General features: G+C 66.4%; 21 protein-coding genes. 16 read left to right on the forward strand and 5 right to left on the reverse strand.

Going from position 1 to position 19,334, the window contains the following annotated elements; genetic code table 11:
- The first annotated feature begins 57 nt into the window (after positions 1 to 57).
- Entirely contained in the window at positions 58 to 1,002 is a 945-nt protein-coding gene (dapF, locus tag ACFO0G_RS07825) for a diaminopimelate epimerase (RefSeq protein WP_286403196.1), read from the forward strand.
- On the opposite strand, the gene ACFO0G_RS07830 is transcribed toward dapF, so the two are convergent.
- Positions 974 to 1,597 (reverse strand): class I SAM-dependent methyltransferase, encoded by a 624-nt coding sequence (locus tag ACFO0G_RS07830; protein WP_376976965.1) that lies wholly within the window; start codon positions 1,595 to 1,597, stop codon positions 974 to 976. The two genes, dapF and ACFO0G_RS07830, sit on opposite strands and share 29 nt — an antisense overlap.
- Before the next feature lie 430 nt (positions 1,598 to 2,027).
- Here ACFO0G_RS07830 and hflX point away from each other — a divergent pair, with 430 nt between their 5' ends.
- Together hflX and ACFO0G_RS07840 are read left to right on the forward strand one after the other, a co-directional pair.
- Positions 2,028 to 3,608: a GTPase HflX gene (gene hflX / locus ACFO0G_RS07835; RefSeq protein ID WP_376976966.1), complete on the forward strand. Its 1,581-nt coding sequence runs from the start codon at positions 2,028 to 2,030 to the stop codon at positions 3,606 to 3,608.
- Positions 3,601 to 5,661: an ATP-dependent DNA helicase gene (locus ACFO0G_RS07840; RefSeq protein WP_286403202.1), complete on the forward strand. Its 2,061-nt coding sequence runs from the start codon at positions 3,601 to 3,603 to the stop codon at positions 5,659 to 5,661. Before hflX ends, ACFO0G_RS07840 begins: the two co-directional genes overlap by 8 nt.
- A gap of 111 nt (positions 5,662 to 5,772) precedes the next feature.
- Here the strand turns inward: ACFO0G_RS07840 and lexA are convergent, their stop codons facing one another.
- Positions 5,773 to 6,510 (reverse strand): transcriptional repressor LexA, encoded by a 738-nt coding sequence (lexA, locus tag ACFO0G_RS07845; RefSeq protein WP_286403204.1) that lies wholly within the window; start codon positions 6,508 to 6,510, stop codon positions 5,773 to 5,775.
- A 359-nt stretch (positions 6,511 to 6,869) separates the two neighbouring features.
- On the opposite strand from lexA, the gene ACFO0G_RS07850 reads away from it, so the two are divergent.
- The 8 genes from ACFO0G_RS07850 to ACFO0G_RS07885 all read left to right on the forward strand — a co-directional run bounded on the left by ACFO0G_RS07850 (position 6,870) and on the right by ACFO0G_RS07885 (position 13,180).
- The gene (locus ACFO0G_RS07850; protein ID WP_286403206.1) at positions 6,870 to 7,220 is read left to right on the forward strand and encodes a LysM peptidoglycan-binding domain-containing protein; all 351 of its coding nucleotides are present in this window, start codon (positions 6,870 to 6,872) and stop codon (positions 7,218 to 7,220) included.
- Between the two features lie 101 nt (positions 7,221 to 7,321).
- Positions 7,322 to 8,440, forward strand: coding sequence for a histidinol-phosphate transaminase (locus ACFO0G_RS07855; RefSeq protein WP_286403208.1), 1,119 nt, complete (start codon positions 7,322 to 7,324; stop codon positions 8,438 to 8,440).
- A gap of 61 nt (positions 8,441 to 8,501) precedes the next feature.
- A complete protein-coding gene (gene hisB / locus ACFO0G_RS07860) occupies positions 8,502 to 9,128 on the forward strand; it encodes an imidazoleglycerol-phosphate dehydratase HisB (RefSeq protein ID WP_018771583.1) in 627 nt (208 codons plus the stop codon).
- Positions 9,125 to 9,889: an imidazole glycerol phosphate synthase subunit HisH gene (gene hisH / locus ACFO0G_RS07865; RefSeq protein ID WP_286403212.1), complete on the forward strand. Its 765-nt coding sequence runs from the start codon at positions 9,125 to 9,127 to the stop codon at positions 9,887 to 9,889. Before hisB ends, hisH begins: the two co-directional genes overlap by 4 nt.
- Entirely contained in the window at positions 9,890 to 10,048 is a 159-nt protein-coding gene (locus ACFO0G_RS07870; RefSeq protein WP_286403214.1) for a hypothetical protein, read from the forward strand.
- Positions 10,049 to 10,175: 127 nt separating this feature from the next.
- Complete coding sequence (gene priA, locus ACFO0G_RS07875; protein ID WP_376976967.1) at positions 10,176 to 10,922, forward strand: bifunctional 1-(5-phosphoribosyl)-5-((5-phosphoribosylamino)methylideneamino)imidazole-4-carboxamide isomerase/phosphoribosylanthranilate isomerase PriA; 747 nt, start codon at positions 10,176 to 10,178, stop codon at positions 10,920 to 10,922.
- Between the two features lie 19 nt (positions 10,923 to 10,941).
- Positions 10,942 to 11,826, forward strand: a complete 885-nt coding sequence (locus ACFO0G_RS07880; RefSeq protein ID WP_376976968.1) for an SseB family protein — start codon at positions 10,942 to 10,944, stop codon at positions 11,824 to 11,826.
- 58 nt (positions 11,827 to 11,884) lie between these two features.
- The gene (locus ACFO0G_RS07885) at positions 11,885 to 13,180 is read left to right on the forward strand and encodes an MFS transporter (protein ID WP_376976969.1); all 1,296 of its coding nucleotides are present in this window, start codon (positions 11,885 to 11,887) and stop codon (positions 13,178 to 13,180) included.
- 147 nt (positions 13,181 to 13,327) lie between these two features.
- On the opposite strand, the gene ACFO0G_RS07890 is transcribed toward ACFO0G_RS07885, so the two are convergent.
- Entirely contained in the window at positions 13,328 to 13,714 is a 387-nt protein-coding gene (locus ACFO0G_RS07890) for a DUF1844 domain-containing protein (protein ID WP_286403221.1), read from the reverse strand.
- 400 nt (positions 13,715 to 14,114) lie between these two features.
- On the opposite strand from ACFO0G_RS07890, the gene infC reads away from it, so the two are divergent.
- From infC to ACFO0G_RS07910, 4 genes are all read left to right on the forward strand, one after another.
- On the forward strand, positions 14,115 to 15,110 hold the full coding sequence (infC, locus tag ACFO0G_RS07895) for a translation initiation factor IF-3 (RefSeq protein WP_376976970.1): 996 nt from the start codon (positions 14,115 to 14,117) through the stop codon (positions 15,108 to 15,110).
- Between the two features lie 118 nt (positions 15,111 to 15,228).
- Positions 15,229 to 15,423 carry a 50S ribosomal protein L35 gene (gene rpmI / locus ACFO0G_RS07900; protein WP_009358635.1) on the forward strand — a complete coding sequence of 65 codons (195 nt, stop codon included), beginning with the start codon at positions 15,229 to 15,231 and terminating at the stop codon, positions 15,421 to 15,423.
- Between the two features lie 122 nt (positions 15,424 to 15,545).
- Positions 15,546 to 15,935: a 50S ribosomal protein L20 gene (gene rplT, locus ACFO0G_RS07905; protein ID WP_018763610.1), complete on the forward strand. Its 390-nt coding sequence runs from the start codon at positions 15,546 to 15,548 to the stop codon at positions 15,933 to 15,935.
- A 69-nt stretch (positions 15,936 to 16,004) separates the two neighbouring features.
- The gene (locus ACFO0G_RS07910; RefSeq protein ID WP_376976971.1) at positions 16,005 to 16,931 is read left to right on the forward strand and encodes a TrmH family RNA methyltransferase; all 927 of its coding nucleotides are present in this window, start codon (positions 16,005 to 16,007) and stop codon (positions 16,929 to 16,931) included.
- Positions 16,932 to 17,056: 125 nt separating this feature from the next.
- On the opposite strand, the gene ACFO0G_RS07915 is transcribed toward ACFO0G_RS07910, so the two are convergent.
- Together ACFO0G_RS07915 and ACFO0G_RS07920 are read right to left on the reverse strand one after the other, a co-directional pair.
- Positions 17,057 to 17,332, reverse strand: coding sequence for a GlsB/YeaQ/YmgE family stress response membrane protein (locus ACFO0G_RS07915; protein ID WP_159632311.1), 276 nt, complete (start codon positions 17,330 to 17,332; stop codon positions 17,057 to 17,059).
- Positions 17,333 to 17,483: 151 nt separating this feature from the next.
- Positions 17,484 to 18,692: an MFS transporter gene (locus tag ACFO0G_RS07920; RefSeq protein ID WP_376976972.1), complete on the reverse strand. Its 1,209-nt coding sequence runs from the start codon at positions 18,690 to 18,692 to the stop codon at positions 17,484 to 17,486.
- Positions 18,693 to 18,860: 168 nt separating this feature from the next.
- On the opposite strand from ACFO0G_RS07920, the gene ACFO0G_RS07925 reads away from it, so the two are divergent.
- Complete coding sequence (locus ACFO0G_RS07925) at positions 18,861 to 19,316, forward strand: (deoxy)nucleoside triphosphate pyrophosphohydrolase (protein WP_376976973.1); 456 nt, start codon at positions 18,861 to 18,863, stop codon at positions 19,314 to 19,316.
- The last annotated feature ends 18 nt before the right edge of the window (positions 19,317 to 19,334 follow it).

Below are 19,334 nucleotides of genomic sequence, written 5' to 3' on the forward strand. Positions count from 1 at the left end.
TGCGGTTTCAGGACCTTGGTTTCAGCGCCGGACGGGTCCGCCGCTACGCTTGGGACCATGAATGCAACCCCCGCAGAAACCACCGGACCCGCCCTGCGCACACTGAGCGGGCTCCGCTTTTCCAAGGGGCACGGCACCGGCAACGACTTCGTCCTGGTAGCCGATCCCGACGGCACGCACGCCATTGGTGCGGACCAGGCCGCTGCGCTCTGCGACCGCCACCGCGGCATCGGGGGGGATGGCCTGATCAGGGCCGTGCCTTCCCGGTTCCTGCCCGAAGGCCGTGAACTGCTGGCCGGTGCCCCGAACGCCGAATGGTTCATGGACTACCGCAACGCGGACGGCTCATTGTCCGAAATGTGCGGCAACGGGGTGCGGGTGTTCGTCCACTTCCTGCGCACCCAGGGCCTGATCGACCTGCCCGACGGCGGCTCGCTCACCATTGGCACGCGCGGCGGGGTGAAGACCGTGGTCCGCACCGGCGACGGCTATGCGGTGGACATGGGGCCGTGGGAGTTCATTTTCCCCGGCGAGGCAAGTGCCAAGGCCATGGATTCACTGGTCACCGCCGACGGGCTGGAAGTTGCCCGGCCTGCGCTCTCCGTGAGCATGGGGAATCCGCACACAGTGGTGGCCCTCGCCGAACTTTCCGAACTGGCCGGCACCCGGCTCTTCACCGCGCCCAAGGTGGACCCCGTGCCGGCGAACGGGACCAACGTGGAGTTCGTGGTTCCCGCGGAGCCGCTGGTCCATGACGGCGTAGGTTCGGTGACCATGAGGGTGCATGAGCGCGGGGTGGGGGAGACGCAGTCCTGCGGAACGGGAGCCTGTGCTGCCGCCGTCGCCATCCGGCACTGGGCCGGAGCGGAAGCCCCGGATGCCTGGCGGGTCCACGTTCCCGGGGGCGTGGTGGGCGTGAAGTTCTTCGCCGGTCCCGGCGGCCACGAGCATGTCGAACTCAGCGGCCCCGCCGTCATTGTGGCGAGCGGGACGCTCTCGTAACCTTCAGGATCCGGAAGGACTTGGACGTTGACTCCCGGGTCACGGTGAACGAATCATCCAGTTCCGCAGCCAGCCAGCGCTGAAGCGAATCCGAACCCAGGTTCTTCTGCACCACCAGCCATGCCGTCCCGCCGTCGGCCAGGCGCGGCAGCCAGAGCTTGAGCAGGGCGTGCAGCTCGTCCTTGCCGATCCGGATCGGCGGGTTGGACCAGATGGTGTCGAAGCGTACGCCCGGGTCCACCTCCTGGGGCGTGCTGGCAACGATTTTGGACAGTCCCAGCGCGGCGGCGTTTTCGTTGGTCAGGGCGATACAGCGTTCATTGACGTCCACGGCGTAGACCTTGGACCCGGGGGCCAGCAGGGCCATGGTCAGCGCAACGGGACCCCAGCCGCAGCCGATGTCCAGGAGGTTGCCTTGGGGGTTCGGATCAGGAACCTCGGCCAGAAGCACGGCAGTGCCTTTGTCGATCCCATCCGGACTGAAGATGCCGGTGGAGGTGTGGAGGCTGCGCGGCTTGCCCGCCAACTCCACCTTGAGTGGCTTACGGGTGAAGGGGCCGGCGGGGGACGTGCTGAAATAGTGTGCTGACTCCATAACTCGCCAGAGTAGTTCCCCTTGCAGCGTAAAGGGAAACCGCGCTGCAGCCCCTCTGCTACGCTGGAACGCATGTTCCTGATCTTCGAGTAGCCGGCACGGGCCACGCCCGTCCCGCAGCCTGTCCTCTTGCGACAGTCCGTCCCGCAGCGACGCAGGTTCCACGCCTTCCGCTTGCGCACCGGCCAGACCACCCAGTCTGCCCGGCCGCCGGACAACACTCGAACGTCAGCCTCCTGCTGCACGTCCCGCCATTCTCCGGCCCTTTCCCGCCGTGCCGCCGTTTTAAGGCGGCATTCCCAGCCCGGCATCGCAGCCGGCGCAGACCATCAGGAGAACCATGACCGCAGGCCGTCAGCCCAGCGCGAATACTTTCCAACTTCCACCCAATCAGCACTATTCTGGAATTGCCGAATCTTCAAAGGAGACCATGACCAGCCAGCCCAACACCGGTTCCGATCCAGCCGCCCAGGACATGAGTCCGCAGGAAATCCAGGCTGTTATCGACCGGATCCTCGCCAAGGACGTACCGGCCAAGAATGTCAGCACGCCCCGGGGTGAGGGCAGCGGTGATGGAAAAGCGGTGCTTGGCAGGGCCCAGGCTATTTCCCGCCTCGACGAAGAACATTCAACGTACGACGGCGACCAGCAGGACCTTGAGGAACGTCGCGCGCTGCGCCGCAGGGCCGGCCTGTCCACCGAACTGGAAGACGTCACCGAAGTCGAATACCGCCAGCTGCGCCTTGAGCGGGTGGTCCTTGCCGGTCTCTGGTCCGAGGGAACCCTTGCCGACGCCGAAAACTCGCTGCGTGAGCTGGCCGCCCTCGCCGAGACCGCGGGTTCGGAAGTCCTCGACGGGCTGGTGCAGCGCCGCGACAAGCCGGACCCCGGAACCTTCCTGGGCTCGGGCAAGGCACAGGAACTCAAGGACATCGTGATGTCCACGGGAGCGGATACCGTGGTGGTGGACGCCGAACTGGCACCTTCGCAGCGGCGTGCTCTTGAAGACATCGTCAAGGTCAAGGTCATCGACCGGACTGCCCTGATCCTGGATATCTTCGCCCAGCACGCCAAGAGCCGCGAGGGCAAGGCGCAGGTGGAACTCGCCCAGCTGGAATACCTGCTTCCGCGCCTGCGCGGCTGGGGTGAGTCGATGTCCCGCCAGGCCGGTGGCCAGGTCGGTGGCGCCGCCGCCGGCATGGGCTCCCGTGGCCCCGGTGAAACCAAGATCGAACTGGACCGGCGCCGCATCCGTACCCGCATGGCCAAGCTGCGGCGCGAAATCGCCGCGATGAAGCCCGCGCGCGAAACCAAGCGGGCCAACCGCCGTCGTAATGAAGTGCCCTCCGTGGCCATCGCCGGATACACCAACGCCGGCAAGTCCTCCCTGCTCAACCGCCTCACCGACGCCGGGGTCCTCGTGGAGAACGCGCTGTTTGCCACGCTGGATCCCACGGTCCGCAAGGCGGAAACCGCCGACGGCCTGGGCTACACCCTGGCCGATACCGTGGGATTCGTCCGTTCGCTGCCAACCCAGCTGGTGGAGGCTTTCCGCTCCACGCTCGAGGAAGTGGCGGACGCGGACCTGATCCTGCACGTGGTGGACGTCTCGCACCCCGATCCGGAAGGCCAGATTGCTGCCGTCCGGAAGGTCTTCAGCGAAGTCGACGCCCGGAAGGTGCCGGAGATCATCGTGCTGAACAAGGCTGACGCCGCCGACCCCTTCGTGGTGGAGCGGCTGAGGCAGCGCGAACCGCGCCATGTGGTGGTGTCAGCACGCACGGGCGAAGGGATCCCGGAACTGCTGAAGGTCATCAGCGAATCCATTCCCCGGCCGTCGGTGAAGATGCAGCTGCTCATCCCGTACGACCGCGGCGACCTGATCAGCAAGCTTCACGAGTCCGACGCCGAGATCCTCAGCATGGACCACGTGGAGGCCGGCACCAGGGCTGCCGTCATGGTCCGGGAGGGCCTGGCGTCCGAACTGGTACCCTTCACCGTCAATGACTGACACCGCGGCGGACGAAGCCGCGCAGACGGCCGGCGAGCAGTTCGTCATCGAACTGCTCGACCGGGCCGTCGCAGGCATGGGTGGACAAAGCCGCACTGGACAGCACGAAATGGCCCTGCAGGTGGCCCGCGCCATCGAAACGGGCAACCACCTGCTGGTCCAGGCGGGCACCGGCACCGGCAAATCGCTTGCCTACCTCGTGCCGCTGATCGCCCATGCCCTGGAAAGCAACAAGCCTGCGCTGGTCTCCACGGCCACGCTTGCCCTGCAAACCCAGATCGTGGGCAGGGACCTGCCCCGGCTCCTGAAGAACATCACCCCGGCACTGGAACGTCCGGTCAAGGTCGCCTTGGTCAAAGGCCGTTCCAACTACGTCTGCCGCCACAAGCTCGAAGGCGGTTTCCCCTCCGAGGAGCCCTCCGAAGGGCAGCTTTTCTCGCTTGGCGAGGACACCAGCGTGCCGCACTTTGCCGCGTCCGTGGGCGGACCCTCCTCCCAGCTTGGGAAGGAAGTGGTCCGGCTCCGCGAGTGGGCGGAGAAAACGGCTACAGGGGACCGGGACGAATTGCTCCCGGGCGTGACCGACCGCGCCTGGCGGCAGGTCTCCGTAACGTCCATGGAGTGCCTGGGCGCCCAGAAATGCCCCATGGCTGCAGAGTGCTTCAGCGAACTCGCCCGGCAGGACGCTGCCGAAGCGGACGTTGTGGTGACCAACCACGCCATGCTCGCCGTCAGCGCCTTCGAAGGACTTGCCGTCCTGCCTGAATACGACGTCGTGGTGGTGGACGAAGCGCACGAACTCCAGGACCGGGTCACCGGAGCCGTGTCGGGGCAACTGTCCGTCGCGATGGTGCACGCCGCCGCTGCCGGTGCACGGAAACACACCGCCATCACCGTTGACGCCCTCAACGCCGCCGCCGCCAACCTTGAGCTGGCCCTCGCCGGCGCACCGAATGGCTTGCTTCCCAATGGCCTGAACGATGAACAGCTGGACTGTGTGGACCAGCTGCGTGAGGCCTGCCGGGCTGCACTGTCCGATTCCAAGGGGGACAGCAACACCACGGCCGACGGCGGCCGGCAGCTGGCCAGGTCCCGCCTCATGCTCATCCTGGAACTATGCGAGCGTCTGGTAGCCGCCCGGGAGAACCGGGAAGTGGTGTGGTTCTCCCGCGCCAGCACCTTCGACCCCGGCCAGGGCTACTCGCAGCCGGATGAGAATGCACCGGTGCTGATCAACATTGCCCCGCTGTCCGTCGCCGGGCGGCTGCGGGAAGGGCTCTTTGCCGACCATACGGTGGTGCTGACTTCCGCCACCTTGGCCATCGGTTCCGCTTTCGAACCCGCTGCAGGAGGGCTGGGCCTTCTCGGCGACGGCGCTCCCAGCTGGACCGGCGTGGACGTCGGCTCACCCTTCGACTACCCCAAGCAGGGCATCCTCTACGTCGCCGGACACCTGCCCAAGCCCGGCCGCGGCGTGTCCCCGGAGGCGCTGGAGGAACTGGAAGCACTGATCAAGGCGTCCGGCGGGGGAGCCCTGTGCCTGTTCTCCTCACGCCGCGCGGCCGAGGAAGCTGCCGACGCCCTCCGGCCCAAGCTGGACATGACCGTCCTCTGCCAAGGGGAATCGACCATGACTGCCCTGGTTAAGCAGTTCGCCGATGAACCGGACACCTGCCTTTTCGGAACCATGTCCCTGTGGCAGGGAGTCGACGTCCCGGGCGGTTCCTGCCGGCTGGTGGTGATTGACCGGATCCCGTTCCCGCGACCCGACGATCCGCTGATGACGGCGCGGTCGCGTGCCGTGGCGCAGGCGGGCGGCAATGGTTTCATGTCCGTTTCAGCCACCCACGCCGCGATCCGGCTGGCCCAGGGTGCCGGGCGGCTGATCAGGTCAACGGGAGACAAAGGTGTGGTGGCCGTACTCGACTCGCGGCTGGCTACCGAGCGCTACGCCGGATTCCTGCGGGGCGCCCTGCCTCCGTTCTGGGCCACCACTGACCGCAGCAAGGCGCTGGCAGCCCTCACCAGGCTGGGCGCGGACGCGCTCCGATAGACCCGGAAGTGCCCCAGGCCCGCCGCGGTAAAACAGGGGCGGACCTGGGGCAGATTAAGGCACTTTTCGGATGTGGGTTTGGGCCGGCCAGTACGCGCCGGGGGCAACGCGCTAGAGCGAACGCAGGACCGAGACGACTTTGCCCATGATGGTGGCGTGGTCGCCCAGGATGGGTTCGTACTGTGTGTTCTGGGGGAGCAGCCAGGTGTGGCCGTCGCGCTGGCGGAAAGTTTTGACCGTTGCTTCGTCGTCGAGCAGCGCAGCAACGATATCCCCGTTGGCGGCGTCGGCCTGGCGCCGGACCACCACCCAGTCGCCGTCGCAAATGGCGGCGTCCACCATGGAATCGCCGGCCACCCGCAGCATGAAGAGTTCGCCCTGGCCCACGAGCTGGCGGGGGAGCGGCATGACATCCTCGACCAGCTGTTCGGCCAGGATGGGACCGCCGGCAGCAATCCGGCCCACAAGCGGAACCATTGCGGTATCGAGCGCGGTGGGCAGTTCGGTGACCGATGCACCCGCACCGGCTGGCTGCGGTGCAGGAGAGTTGCCTGCTGCCTTGCCGGAACCGCCGTCCAGCGTGAGGGGCATCAGCACTTCCATGGCGCGCGGCCGTTTGGGATCGCGGCGCAGGTAACCCAGTTTCTCCAGCTGGGAGAGCTGGTGGGTCACGCTGGACAGGCTTGCCAGCCCCACGGTATCGCCGATTTCGCGCATGGAGGGCGGATACCCGTTCTCATTGACCGAGCGCTGGATGGTTTCGAGAATCTTCTTTTGCCGGGGGGTCAGGCCCTTGGCAGTCCTCTTGCTTTGCGGGGCGGTCCTGCCCCCGGCGGCTGCTGCTGCCATATTCGCCAATGCCTTTCGCTTGCCGCCGGATCTTCCACCCCGGTGCTGGTCTGCATGCACCGCCGGAAGGACTCCCACTGTCATTGTCAGACCCTGCTGTTCAACTTCAGGGGTGGTTGTTCTTTGGTTTCAAAGCTAGGCCAGCCGCATTGCTTTTTCAAACATTTGTTCTAGCGAGTCTCGACATTGTTCGTTGATAAGTGCTAAAACTTAACAAGCAAAGTTCGAACATGTATTCTAACCAGCGCATGCCCTATTCGAAAACGTGGCCGGAGGAAGTTCCGGACCGCGGTCTGAAGGGTCGGGGCAGCCGCGGGTGGACACCCGGGCAGCACGGCAGGTCCAGGAGGGCTCAGTTCATGTCAGCTTCATCTCGTCACCAGGTTTCAGCTTCACCCGCGCCCCTTCGGCTCACCCGGCGGGGACGGATCGTCCTGATCGGAGTTCCGCTGGTACTCCTCGCGGTTCTCCTGCTGTCGCTGTCGGGGTTCTTCAACTCGCCGGCCAAGGCCTCCGACTCCGCGGCGGACCTGGCGGTGACACCCACGGTCACCGTAACGGTGCAGCCGGGCCAGTCGCTGTGGACCATCGCCGGTGCGGTTGATCCGGACCGCGATGCCCGCGACGTGGTCGCGGATATCGTTCAGCTCAACAACCTCAGCGCCGGATCCGTCCTGCCGGGGCAGCAGCTGTTCGTCCCAACACACTGAGGCTCGCTCTCCGCCCGGCGCCAGGCTGTCGAGGCACACGCCGAGGGCGAACAAGACCCGTCACATTTTCCGGTCGTTGCCGCGGCAACTAAACTGTTCAGGTGAACGACCAGCTAGAGCGTCTGAACCGGCTTCCCCTTCGCAGCAACCTTCGCGGGCTCACCCCTTACGGGGCGCCCCAACTGGACGTCCCCATCCTTCTGAACGTCAATGAAAACACCCATGGTGTCCCCGCCGACGTGCGGGCAGCCATCAGCGCCGCCGTAACTGAAGCGGCCGCAGGCCTGAACCGCTACCCGGACCGGGAGTTCACCGAACTTCGGAAAGCCCTGGCGGAGTACCTCGGGCATGGCCTCGACGAGACCAACCTATGGGCAGCCAACGGCTCCAACGAGGTCCTGCAGCAGATCCTCCAGGCCTTCGGCGGCCCCGGACGCACAGCCTTGGGCTTCCCTCCCACGTACTCCATGTACCCCCTGCTGGCCAGCGGGACCGACACGCAGTACATCACCGGAGAGCGCGCCGAAGGATACGACCTGAGCGCAGAGTCAGCCGCGCGCCAGGTCAAGGAACTGCAACCGAACATTGTGTTCCTCTGCTCGCCCAACAATCCCACCGGGACCGGGCTCGGCCTGGATGTCGTGGAGGCTGTCTACGAGGCCGGGGAGGACAGCCAGGCCATTGTCATCGTGGACGAGGCCTACCATGAGTTCGCGCACGACGGCACGCCCAGCGCGCTGACCCTGCTTCCCGGCCGGGAGCGGCTCATCGTGTCCCGCACCATGAGCAAGGCGTTCGCCCTGGCAGGCGCCCGCCTTGGCTACATGGCTGCCGCACCGGAAGTCACCGACGCCCTGCGGCTGGTGCGCCTGCCCTACCACCTCTCAGCCATCACGCAGGCCACCGCGCTTGCCGCCCTTGAACACCGCGAGGCGCTGATGGCGGATGTCCAGGACATCAAGGCCCAGCGGGACCGGATCGTGGCGGAACTGACCCGGATGGGCCTGACGCCCGCGGCCTCCGACTCCAACTACGTGTTCTTCGGCGGCCTGGAAAACCCCCACCAGGTCTGGCAGGAACTGCTGGACGCCGGTGTCCTGATCCGCGACGTCGGAATTCCCGGTCATCTTCGGGTCACCGCAGGCACTGAGGCGGAGACCACAGCCTTCCTCACGTCCCTGGAACGCATCCTTGCGGGCCACGCCGCGCTTCCCGCCTAGACTTGTAGTGCGGCGCTGGACGCCTTGAACCACTTCTTCTCCCACTAAGGATCCCTTCACCATGAGTCCAACCGGATCGAATACGGCCGCGGCCCGGACCGCCCGCATGGAGCGTGCCACCAGCGAGTCCTCCGTACTCGTGGAGATCAACCTCGACGGAACCGGGGTATCGGACATCGATACCTCAGTGCCGTTCTACGACCACATGCTGACCGCCCTGTGCAAGCACTCCCTGATCGACATGACGGTCAAGGCCACCGGTGACACGCACATCGACGTACACCACACCGTGGAGGACGTTGCCATCACCTTCGGCGAGGTCCTACGCACTGCCCTGGGCAACAAAGCGGGAATCCGCCGTTTCGGCGAGGCCACCGTGCCGCTGGACGAGGCGCTTGCCAACGCAGTGGTCGATGTATCCGGGCGCCCTTACCTGGTCCACGGCGGCGAGCCGGCGGGCCAGGAGTACCACCTGATCGGCGGCCACTTCACTGGCTCCCTGACCCGCCACGTCTTCGAAGCCATCACGCTGCACGCCGGCATCTGCCTGCACATGAACGTGTTGGCCGGCCGGGACCCGCACCACATCGTCGAGGCACAGTTCAAAGCCTTCGCCCGTGCCCTGCGCGCCGCCGTCGAACCGGATCCCCGCGTTGAGGGCATCCCGTCCACCAAGGGCGCACTGTGAGCGGCCAGGTCCTCAAGGACGGGGCCATCATCGACCCCTCCGCATCACGGAAGCTGCCTTCACCCGAGGGTAAGCCGACCGTCACCGTGCTGGACTACGGTTCCGGGAACGTCCGGTCAGCCGTGCGCGCACTGGAACGTGCCGGCGCGGAGGTGATCCTGAGCTCCAAGCCGGAGGACGTCCTGAACGCGGACGGACTGGTGGTGCCCGGCGTCGGCGCTTTCGAGACCGTGATGCGCGAACTCAAGGCCGTGGACGGCATCCGGCTCATCGGCAGGCGCGTTGCCGGTGGCCGCCCCGTGCTGGGCATTTGCGTGGGCCTCCAGGTCCTGTTCGAGGCCGGCGTGGAGCATGGCACCGAAGCCGAAGGCATCGGGGAATGGCCCGGAAAGGTGGAAGCCCTTCCCGCGGAAGTTGTCCCGCACATGGGCTGGAACACCGTCAAGGTTCCTGAAGGTTCCAAACTCTTTGCCGGCGTCGAAAACGAGCGCTTCTACTTCGTGCACTCGTACGGCGTGCAGGAATGGAACTTCGACGTCATCCAGCCGCGGATGGCTCCGCCGATGGTTACCTGGTCCGAGCACGGCGCCCCGTTCATTGCGGCCGTGGAAAATGGCCCCCTCTGCGCCACCCAGTTCCACCCTGAAAAATCAGGAGACGCCGGCGCGCGTCTCCTGCGCAACTGGGTGGAAGGGCTGCGCAAGCCGGCCGGCGGCGACCCCGGACCCGGCGCATCAACCGACACCGGCAGTGGCGCCTAGATGTGGTCCGTACTGCTGACGGGGCTCGCCGGCATCCTGATTGGCGGCGGCATCTCCTTCCGTCAGCAGCGCAAGCCACTGTGGACGCAGGTAGCCTTCTATGTCCTGGCGGCCATGTCGCTGCTCGCCGCCTACCTGCTCACGCTGCCGGCCGGTTGACCCGCCACCGGACGGTGGCCAGGTTGGCTATGGGCAGCCCGCCCGGCACATTCGCAACGGCACGCCCCGACACCGCCTTAATTCCAGCCAATCGCCCTGAGCCCCAGGACCAACACCGAGGATGAGTATGACCACCGCACATGACCTGCCGGTACTTGAACTGCTGCCCGCCGTCGACGTCGTTAACGGCCAGGCCGTGCGGCTGGTCCAGGGCGAGGCCGGCAGCGAGACCAGCTACGGCACCCCGCTCGAAGCAGCTTTGAACTGGCAGCAGCAGGGCGCCGAGTGGGTGCACCTGGTGGACCTGGACGCCGCTTTCGGGCGGGGATCCAACGCGGACCTGCTCCGCGAGGTGGTGGGCCGGCTGGACATCAAGGTGGAGCTCTCCGGCGGGCTCCGCGACGATGAGACCCTCGAAGCGGCGCTTGACCTGGGAGTTGCCCGCGTCAACCTGGGCACCGCAGCCTTGGAGAATCCCGCGTGGACCGCCCGGGCCATCGACCGCTTCGGCGACAAAATCGCCGTCGGACTCGACGTCCGTGGCACCACCCTTGCCGGCCGCGGATGGACCAAGGAGGGCGGAGACCTGTGGGACGTCCTGGGCCGCCTGGAAGAGGCCGGCTGCGCCCGCTACGTGGTGACCGACGTAACCAAGGACGGCACGCTGCAGGGACCGAACGTTGAACTCCTGCGCCAGATGGTGGAGAAGACGGGCAAGCCGGTGGTGGCGTCGGGCGGAATTTCCAGCCTGGACGACCTCAAGGTCCTCCGCTCGCTGGTCCCGTTGGGCGTGGAAGGCGCCATTGTGGGCAAAGCCCTGTACTCCGGAGCCTTCACGCTGCCTGAAGCCCTCGATGTCGCCGGCCGGCGCTAGGGCCGGGCGCATTAAACCCATGTCCAACGTCGAGGAACCGCAACCCCCCGCAGCCCGCCAGCTGCCCGGACATATTGCAGCGGCGCTGGCCGGTGCCGGTGGTGCCACGGACTCCGCGGGCCAGCCGTGGGCAGGGCGGAGCCTCGCCGGCGACGACGCCAAGATCCATAATTTCGAGGACGACGACGGCACGGCCGACGCCGGGTATGTCGCCGCGGTTGCGTCCCTCCGTGAGGGACGGGGCGGTGAAGAGGCGGTGGTTGCCTCGTTGGCAACTGCGCGGGTCTTCATCCCGATCGTGGCGCAGCTGGCCGAGGAGGAAGAAACCGCCCACGGGCTGCACGCCGACAAGCAGGCGGACATGGCCCTGGTGACACTGAAGGCAGCCGACGGGAGGACCGCGCTGCCGGCGTTCACCTCGGCCGCTGCGCTGTCGGCATGGCATCCCGAGGCCAGGCCGGTAGCCGTCTACGCCGCCCGGGCGGCGCTTTCGGCAGTGGCCGAAGGAGCCGAACTTCTGGTCCTGGACCCGGGCGCCGATGTGACGTTCGTGGTCCGCAGGCCCGGCGTGTGGGCCCTCGCCCAGCAGCATGGCTGGATCCCCTCCTACAATGACGACGAACTGGCCGCTGAAATGGGCCGCGCGGCGTCAGGCTTCGCCGCCATCCGCCGGCTCGAACTCCTGCCCGGCAGGGGAGTGGCCGCCAGGGCCGCCGACGGATCAGTAGTCCCCGGTGGCGGTGCCGGGCCGGAACTGCAGGTGGTGCTGTACCTCGAGGACGGCCTGGACGCCGCCGGTGTCCAGCAACTGGTAGCCGGCCTGCAGGCGGAGTGGTCCCGGAATGTATTGTTTGGGGAGCGCGTCGATTCCCTTGAAATCAAACTGAGGCGCGCTCCCGACTAGCCGCCAGCCGGATGGGTGATCCCCGCCAGCCTGCGGCGCATCCTGAAGGACCGCTTTCGTGAATTTCGCTCTCTACCGGGAGTTGCTCGCCGTCCGGCCCATCCGCCGGCTGCTGCTGGTGGGCATGGTTGCCCGGATCCCGCACTCGGCCGCCGGCGTTCTGCTCACCCTGCACATCGTCCTCACCCTGGGCCAGGGCTATGCTGCGGCGGGTGCGGCCGCGGCTGTCATGACCATCGGCATCGCGCTTGGTGCGCCGTGGCGCGGGCGGCGCGTGGACACAGTGGGCCTTCGGACCGCGCTCATCCCGTCGGTGGTCTCCGAAGCGGTGATCTGGTCCGTGGTGCCGCACGTGTCCTACCAGTGGCTCCTTCCGCTGGTCTTCGTGGGCGGCCTCCTCACGCTTCCCATCTTCAGCGTTGTCCGGCAGTCCCTGGGTGTGCTGGCCGAGGGCGACCAGCGCCGGACCGCGTTCGCCCTCGACGCCATCACCACGGAAGTGGTGTTCATGATCGGACCGGCCGCCGGTGCCGTCGTAGCCACCAGCGGCTTCACCGTTGCCGGCCTGACGGTGGTGGGCGTGGCCACCTCCCTCTCCGGGCTGTTCCTCATGTGGTTTAACCCACCCACGCGCAGCGAGGGCCTGACGGTCGAATGCGCGGAGGATGAGCAGCATGCCGCGGAAGCCGCCGTCGTCTCCACGGCTCCGGCCCATGTGCAGGAAGCCGCCGCGGAACTGGCACCCGCCGGGGCCGCCACCAGCGCCGCGCAGGGCCTGAGGGGGAAACTGGCAGGTGGCTTTTCGTGGTTCACCGCCACGGTCGCCGCACTCTTCGCCGTGGCCGCCGGCGCCGGCATGGTCCTCAGCGGAACCGACGTCGGCATCGTCGCAGCCCTGCAGATCGGCGGACACCAAAGCGAAATCGGCATCGTCTTCGTCTTCTGGTGTGCCGCTTCGGTGGTGGGCGGCTTGATTTACGGCGCCATGCACCGGCCCATCCCGCCGATCTTCCTGCTGCTGGGCATGGCTGCCCTGACCCTGCCCATGGCCCTCGCCCACGACACCTGGACGCTGGCCTTCGTCTCCGTCCTGCCGGGCCTGCTGTGCGCCCCCGTGCTTTCGGCAGCCTCCGAAAAAGTCGCGGATCTCGTGTCCGAGGAGCGGCGCGGGGAGGCGATGGGGTGGTACGGATCGGCCCTCACCGCCGGCGTTGCCCTGGGTTCCCCGCTGGCCGGTGTGTTCATCGACGTGATGGGCCCCTCCGGCGGCTTCGTGTCCGTCGGCGCCGCCGGCGTAGTGCTTTGCCTCGTGGGTCTGGTGCTCCAGCAGCGCCGCCGCCGGGCTGCTGCCTAAGCCCTGCCCATCCATCGATTGCTGCGTAGTTGTCCTTATGGCCCCGCTAAACGGCAGTTACGGAGCAATGGATGATGTTAAAAACGACGGCGGGACGACCTTCAAAAGGCCGTCCCGCCGTCGGACGTTGCTTGGGGGAGTTCTTCCTTAGTTCACTGCCCCGGTGTACTTTTCGCCCGGGCCCTTCCCCGGAGCGTCCGGAATCAGTGACTCTTCACGGAAGGCCAGCTGGAGGGAACGCAGGCCGTCGCGCAAGGGACCGGCGTGCTGGGAACCGATCTCAGGGGCGGCGGCGGTGACCAGGCCGGCCAGTGCCGTGATCAGTTTCCGGGCCTCGTCCAGGTCCTTCAGCTCGGCTGCGTTGTCTTCCGCGGCCAGGCCAAGCTTTACCGCGGCCGCGCTCATCAGGTGCACGGCGGCCGTGGTGATGACCTCGATGGAGGGAACTTCGGAGATGTCGCGGATCTGTTGTGAAACGTCTGCGCCTGCTTCGCCGGGCTCGAAGACGTACGAATTACTGTCTGAGGTGCTCATACTGGTAAGCTTGACACAGACCGACTGGATGTCGTTATTTCAGAGATTGTCCCAAACGACCAGGTTCCCAACAGCGCTTCGCGGCGTTGACGGGAATTTTTTCTGTAGAATGGCTTCCAGTTTGCAAGCGGAGTTCTCTCCCACCCGCGTCAGCCGCTGTCCCGCCCGTTCCTTTGGAACCTGCAGGGGCGCAAGGTTGCCGGGTACCTGGTTGGGCATGGGCCGGTATTTGCCGGAACTGTGCACGTGCAGCCCTTTGCGGGGTTGCTGAGCCAACCTCTTTGAGGCCTTCGATTGCTCCGGCAATTGGGGGCCTTCTCTATTTGCCGGAAACAACAACAAACACAGGAGCTTTAACATTAGCGAGCCAAGAATCAATGAGCGTATCCGCGTCCCCGAGGTGCGGCTGGTCGGACCTGCAGGTGAACAGGTAGGAATCGTCCGTATTGAGGATGCCCTGCGCCTGGCTGCCGAATCCGACCTTGATCTCGTTGAAGTTGCACCTCAGGCGAAGCCTCCGGTGTGCAAGCTGATGGACTTCGGCAAGTACAAGTACGAGGCCGCGGTCAAGGCACGTGAGGCCCGGAAGAACCAGACGAACACCGTTCTGAAGGAAATCCGCTTCCGCCTGAAGATCGACACCCACGACTACGAGACCAAGCGCGGGCACGCCCTTCGCTTCCTCGGTGCCGGGGACAAGGTCAAGGCCATGATCCAGTTCCGTGGCCGTGAGCAGCAGCGTCCGGAGATGGGCATCCGCCTGCTCCAGCGTTTCGCGGACGACGTCGCCGAAGTTGGCGTGGTGGAGTCCAGCCCCCGCATCGACGGACGCAACATGGTCATGGTGGTTGGCCCGCTGAAGAACAAGGCTGAGGCCAAGGCTGAAGCACGGCGCGCCACACAGCGCGCCGAGGCCAAGGCACAGAACGAAGCCAAGGCTTCCGGACGCGTCGACACCTCCGGCCAGGACCAGGCCCCCATGACGCAGTCATTGGCGGACCTCCTGCCGGAAGGCTTTACCGTGTCCACCGAGCCCGAGGCTGCCGCGCCGAAGCAGGAAGCCCCCGAGGCTGCCGCTCCGGAACAGGAAGCCCCCAAGGCCGAGGCTCCGAAGCAGGAAGCCCCCAAACAGGAGGCCCCCAAGGCCGCGGCGCCCAAGCAGGAAGCCCCCAAGGCTGCCGCGCCGAAGCAGGAAGCCCCCAAGGCGGCTGCGCCGAAGGCCGCTCCGGCGCCCAAGCCTGCGGCTGCCAAGCCGGAAGCTGCAGCACCGGCGGCGCCCAAGCCGGCTGCCGTGCCTGCCCCGCCGAAGCCGGTGGCCAGGCCTGCCGCGCCCAAGCCTGCTGCCCGCCCTGCCCCCAAGGCAGTGCCGAAGCCGGCCGGCAAGAAGACCAACTAGTTCACAGCTGCCGGGGTACGCCCTCCGGCAGTCAGCAACCAGCATGCTGCCCGCAGGGGCGGCTGCGCGATAGAACTGCGGCCCCCGGGCCTGCAGAAACGTAAGGAGATCGGTTCCCATGCCGAAGATGAAGACCCACAGTGGTGCTAAGAAGCGCTTCAAGCTGACCGGCAGCGGCAAGCTGCGCCGCCAGCAGGCCAACCGCCGCCACTACCTGGAGCACAAGTCCTCCCGCCTGACCCGTCGCCTCGCCGGCGACAAGATCGTCTTCAAGGGCGACGCCAAGGTCATCCGGAAGATGCTCGGCATCTAGTTCCCAAGTTTTACTGACGGGCCGCCCCCTGGTGGCCGGTCACCTGCCAAACAGCCTTCTCAGGCCGCCGCCGGATTACCGGCAACAGATGCTTGGGATCAGATTTTCGAAGGAGTACGCACGTGGCACGTGTGAAGAGGGCGGTTAACGCCCACAAGAAGCGCCGGGTTGTCCTTGAACGGGCAAAGGGTTACCGCGGACAGCGTTCGCGCCTGTACCGCAAGGCCAAAGAGCAGCTGCTGCACTCGTTTGTGTACAGCTACGGCGACCGCAAGAAGAAGAAGGGCGACTTCCGCCGCCTGTGGATCCAGCGCATCAACGCTGCTTCCCGCGCCAACGGCCTCACCTACAACCGCCTCATCCAGGGCCTGAAGGCCGCCGAGGTCGAGGTTGACCGCCGTATGCTGGCCGAGCTTGCCGTCTCCGACGCCAACGCCTTCGCCGCACTGGTCCAGGTTGCCAAGGACTCCCTGCCGGCAGACACCTCCGCCAAGAAGGTTGCCGCAGCCTAGCCATTGCTGCCGCCCCTCGCCTGAGGGGCCCATTCAGGAACAGGTGGCAGCAGCTACTACAGTTCTTGTATGAACGAAACCGGGCGCCCGCAAGATCTTCCACTGTCCAACCCCCGAGCCGATCGGGTCAGGGACGTGGCGAAACTTGCAGGGCGCCCGGCCCGTTTAAAGCGCGGCCAGTTCCTTGCTGAAGGTCCGCAGGCTGTCCGGGAGGCCCTCAAGCTCCACCAGCAGCGCCTTGCAGCTGGCGCTCCCGGAGTGGTCACGGAAGTTTTTGCCAGCGAAAGTTGCCTTGACCGTTTTCCCGAGTTTGAAGAGCTGGCCCACGGCACCAATGCCAGGTTGGCCACCGATGACGTCCTGGCCGCCATGGCGGACACCGTCAATCCGCAGGGGATCGTCGCCGTTTGCCGTTTCGTGGACGTTTCCCTGGCGGAGGTGCTGGATGCCGGCCCCCGTTTGATTGCGGTCCTGTGCCAGGTCAGGGACCCGGGCAACGCTGGAACTGTATTGCGGGCGGCCGACTCCGCCGGTGCAGACGCGGTGGTCTTCACAGCCTCCAGCGTCGACATCTATAACCCCAAGGCGGTCCGGTCCACCGCGGGCTCACTGTTCCACCTTCCGGTGGTCCTGGCCGCGGACCCTGCGGAACTGGCGGCGGAATGCAAGGCCCGGGGCATCGGCGTCCTCGCGGCGGACGGTTATGGCCAGCTGGACCTGGACGTCCTGCAGGACGAGAGCGCCCGCCGCAGGCTCACCGGCACCGGCCCGGAATCCGTCTACGATCTCGCTGGGGCTACCGCCTGGTTTTTTGGGAACGAGGCGCAGGGCCTCTCCGATGAGGAATTGGGAGTCGCGGACCACCGGGTGGCCGTCCCCGTCTATGGCGCCGCCGAAAGCCTCAACCTTGGGACCGCAGCCACCGTCTGCCTGTACGCCAGCGCCCGGTCCCAGCGCAGGGTGGAAGCCGCGGCGGGGACCGGAAGCGCCGGATAGGACGCCCGGGGCAGGAGCGGGCACAAAGGCAGGTCTGGACACAAGCACGGACGACGGCGGCGGGCCGGCGCACAAAGAAAGGCCCCGGAATTCCGGGGCCCGTGGGTTATTGATTGACAGAGCGATCAGGGTGCGCGGCTGGCTTTTCCGCGTCCGGTGACTGCTCCGTAAATGCCGGCAACAACCAGGCCGCCGACGATAGCGAGAATCCAGGTGCCGAGGTCGAAGAAGGCAAGATCGCCCTTGTTGAACAGGAGGCTGCCAATCCAGCCGCCAACAATGGCTCCGACGACACCCAGGATGAGGCTGGTCACCCAGCCGCCGCCAACCCGTCCGGGCATTACGGCTTTAACGATGGCCCCAACAATCAGGCCCAAAATAATCCAAGCAAGAAAACCCATGTCTCCTCCTCATTGTGACCGGGATTAATAGTCCCGATGAGGCTCAAGCTAACATAAGCACCCCCTAAAGTCAGTAGCCCCGGGGGCGGCGTTGCAGCATCGTTAGGCCCCCTGTCGGCAGGCCACTCAAAATAGGGCTGGCCCGCGCAACTCAGGCAGCCAGCGGCCGTTTGCGTTCCATCAGGCCGCTGAAGAGGGCAACGCCGAAACCGAGGAGCGCCAGGACGGCGCCGACAAGCGCCGGGGCGGTGAAGCCCCATCCCAGGGCAATGACCAGACCGCCGAGAAACGCTCCCAACGCATTGGCGACGTTCAGCGCGGCATGGTTCAGCGAGGATGCCAGTGACGGTGCATCCGGCGAGGCGTCCAGCAGCCGGGTCTGCAGCGCCGGAATCAGCATGGATCCGGAGGCACCCACCACGAACACCATGACCATGGCGCTCCACGGCCAGTGCGCGGCCACGGCGTAGACCACCAGGGCTACGGCAACGGCCGGAAGGACCCGGTACAGGGTGCCCATGACGGACTTGTCGGCCAGCCGGCCGCCTACTATGTTCCCGGCCACCATGCCCAGCCCATACAGCGCCACCACCAGGGGGATCAGTGCGGACGGGATGCCGGCCACGGCGGTCATGGTGTGCGCGATGTAGGTGTAGGTGGCGAAAAAGCCGCCGAAACCCACGATGCCCACCAGGAGGGCCAGCCACACCTGCAGCCGCTTAAGGGCGCCAAGCTCACGCCGGATGCTCGCATCGGGATGGGCGGCTTGGAAGGGGACGAACTTCCACACCATGGCCAACGCCAGCAGTCCGATGGCACCCACCAGGACAAACAGGAGCCGCCAGCCGAAGGTCTGGCCCAGCCACGTGGCAAACGGTACGCCCACCACGTTGGAGACGCTGAGCCCGGCCATGACCATCGAGATGGCCCAGCCGCGCCGGGTGGCAGGGACCAGGGAGGCGGCGATGACGGCAGCAACTCCGAAGAAGGCCCCGTGCGGGAGGCCGGCGGCAAAGCGGGATAGGAGCATCGACCCGTAGTCAGGGGCGATGAAAGAACTCAGGTTGGCCACCGTGAAGAGCAGCAGGAGGCCGAGCGCCAGTTTCTTGCGGGGGAGCTTGGCTCCGACGGCGGCCAGCAGGGGAGCGCCAACCACCACTCCCAGCGCGTAGGCGGAGATCAGGTGGCCGGCCTCGGGCGTGCTGATCCCCAGTCCCTGTTCCACTTCCTTCAGCAGGCCCATCATGGTGAACTCGGTGACACCAATGCCCACACCGCCCATGGCCAGGGCAAAGATGGCCATGCCGATATTGGGGGCCTTGGTGCCGGCTGCCGTGGACGGGGAAAGAACGCTGCTCATATGCCTGCTTTTCGAAGGTGGAACATGGAATGGACGGTGCCACGGCAATGGGGCAGGAAGATCCGGACAATGTGGCAAACCCCGGGCGGGCAGGAGCTATTCCTGTGGCGTCGGTGGACTGCCGGATGCTGTTCCGGACCTTCCCATTGTGGCCCATAGAATGGGCCGGTGACTGGACTGATACAGGTAGTGGGCGGAGCCGTGGTGGACAACCTGGCCCAGCCGGCGGCAATGCTGGTGGCGCGGAGGAGCGCCCCGGAGCACCTGGCCGGGCTGTGGGAGTTTCCAGGAGGCAAGGTGGAACCCGGCGAGGAACCCGAAACAGCGCTGGTACGCGAACTCGCCGAGGAACTGGGTATCGATGTCCGCCTGGGTTCGGAGCTGCCCGCGGAGGAACCCCAGGGCTGGCCCCTCAATGGGCGCGCCAGCATGCGGGTCTGGTTCGCCGAAGTGACCAGGGGCGAGGCGATGCCCCTCGAAGACCATGACGAACTGCGGTGGGTGGACCTGCGGAACCGGCAAGCCGTCCTTGGCCTGCCGTGGATTCCGGCGGATTATCCGATTGTCAGTGCCCTCCTGGACTCTGTGGCGGTGCCGTTGCAGGAGCCCCTGGCAAAGGATTGAACTCCTGCGACTGACCCC

The sequence above is a fragment of the Arthrobacter sedimenti genome (assembly GCF_042652025.1).
GTDB classification, from domain to species: Bacteria; Actinomycetota; Actinomycetes; order Actinomycetales; family Micrococcaceae; genus Arthrobacter; species Arthrobacter sedimenti.

Coding starts and splice junctions, on each gene's coding strand:
- dapF (WP_286403196.1), top strand. CDS start 58: ATGAATGCAACCCCCGCAGAAACCACCGGACCCGCCCTGCGCACACTG.
- ACFO0G_RS07830 (WP_376976965.1), bottom strand. CDS start 1,597: ATGGAGTCAGCACACTATTTCAGCACGTCCCCCGCCGGCCCCTTCACC.
- hflX (WP_376976966.1), top strand. CDS start 2,028: ATGACCAGCCAGCCCAACACCGGTTCCGATCCAGCCGCCCAGGACATG.
- ACFO0G_RS07840 (WP_286403202.1), top strand. CDS start 3,601: ATGACTGACACCGCGGCGGACGAAGCCGCGCAGACGGCCGGCGAGCAG.
- lexA (WP_286403204.1), bottom strand. CDS start 6,510: ATGGCAGCAGCAGCCGCCGGGGGCAGGACCGCCCCGCAAAGCAAGAGG.
- ACFO0G_RS07850 (WP_286403206.1), top strand. CDS start 6,870: ATGTCAGCTTCATCTCGTCACCAGGTTTCAGCTTCACCCGCGCCCCTT.
- hisB (WP_018771583.1), top strand. CDS start 8,502: ATGAGTCCAACCGGATCGAATACGGCCGCGGCCCGGACCGCCCGCATG.
- ACFO0G_RS07870 (WP_286403214.1), top strand. CDS start 9,890: ATGTGGTCCGTACTGCTGACGGGGCTCGCCGGCATCCTGATTGGCGGC.
- priA (WP_376976967.1), top strand. CDS start 10,176: ATGACCACCGCACATGACCTGCCGGTACTTGAACTGCTGCCCGCCGTC.
- ACFO0G_RS07880 (WP_376976968.1), top strand. CDS start 10,942: ATGTCCAACGTCGAGGAACCGCAACCCCCCGCAGCCCGCCAGCTGCCC.
- ACFO0G_RS07890 (WP_286403221.1), bottom strand. CDS start 13,714: ATGAGCACCTCAGACAGTAATTCGTACGTCTTCGAGCCCGGCGAAGCA.
- rpmI (WP_009358635.1), top strand. CDS start 15,229: ATGCCGAAGATGAAGACCCACAGTGGTGCTAAGAAGCGCTTCAAGCTG.
- ACFO0G_RS07910 (WP_376976971.1), top strand. CDS start 16,005: ATGAACGAAACCGGGCGCCCGCAAGATCTTCCACTGTCCAACCCCCGA.
- ACFO0G_RS07915 (WP_159632311.1), bottom strand. CDS start 17,332: ATGGGTTTTCTTGCTTGGATTATTTTGGGCCTGATTGTTGGGGCCATC.
- ACFO0G_RS07920 (WP_376976972.1), bottom strand. CDS start 18,692: ATGAGCAGCGTTCTTTCCCCGTCCACGGCAGCCGGCACCAAGGCCCCC.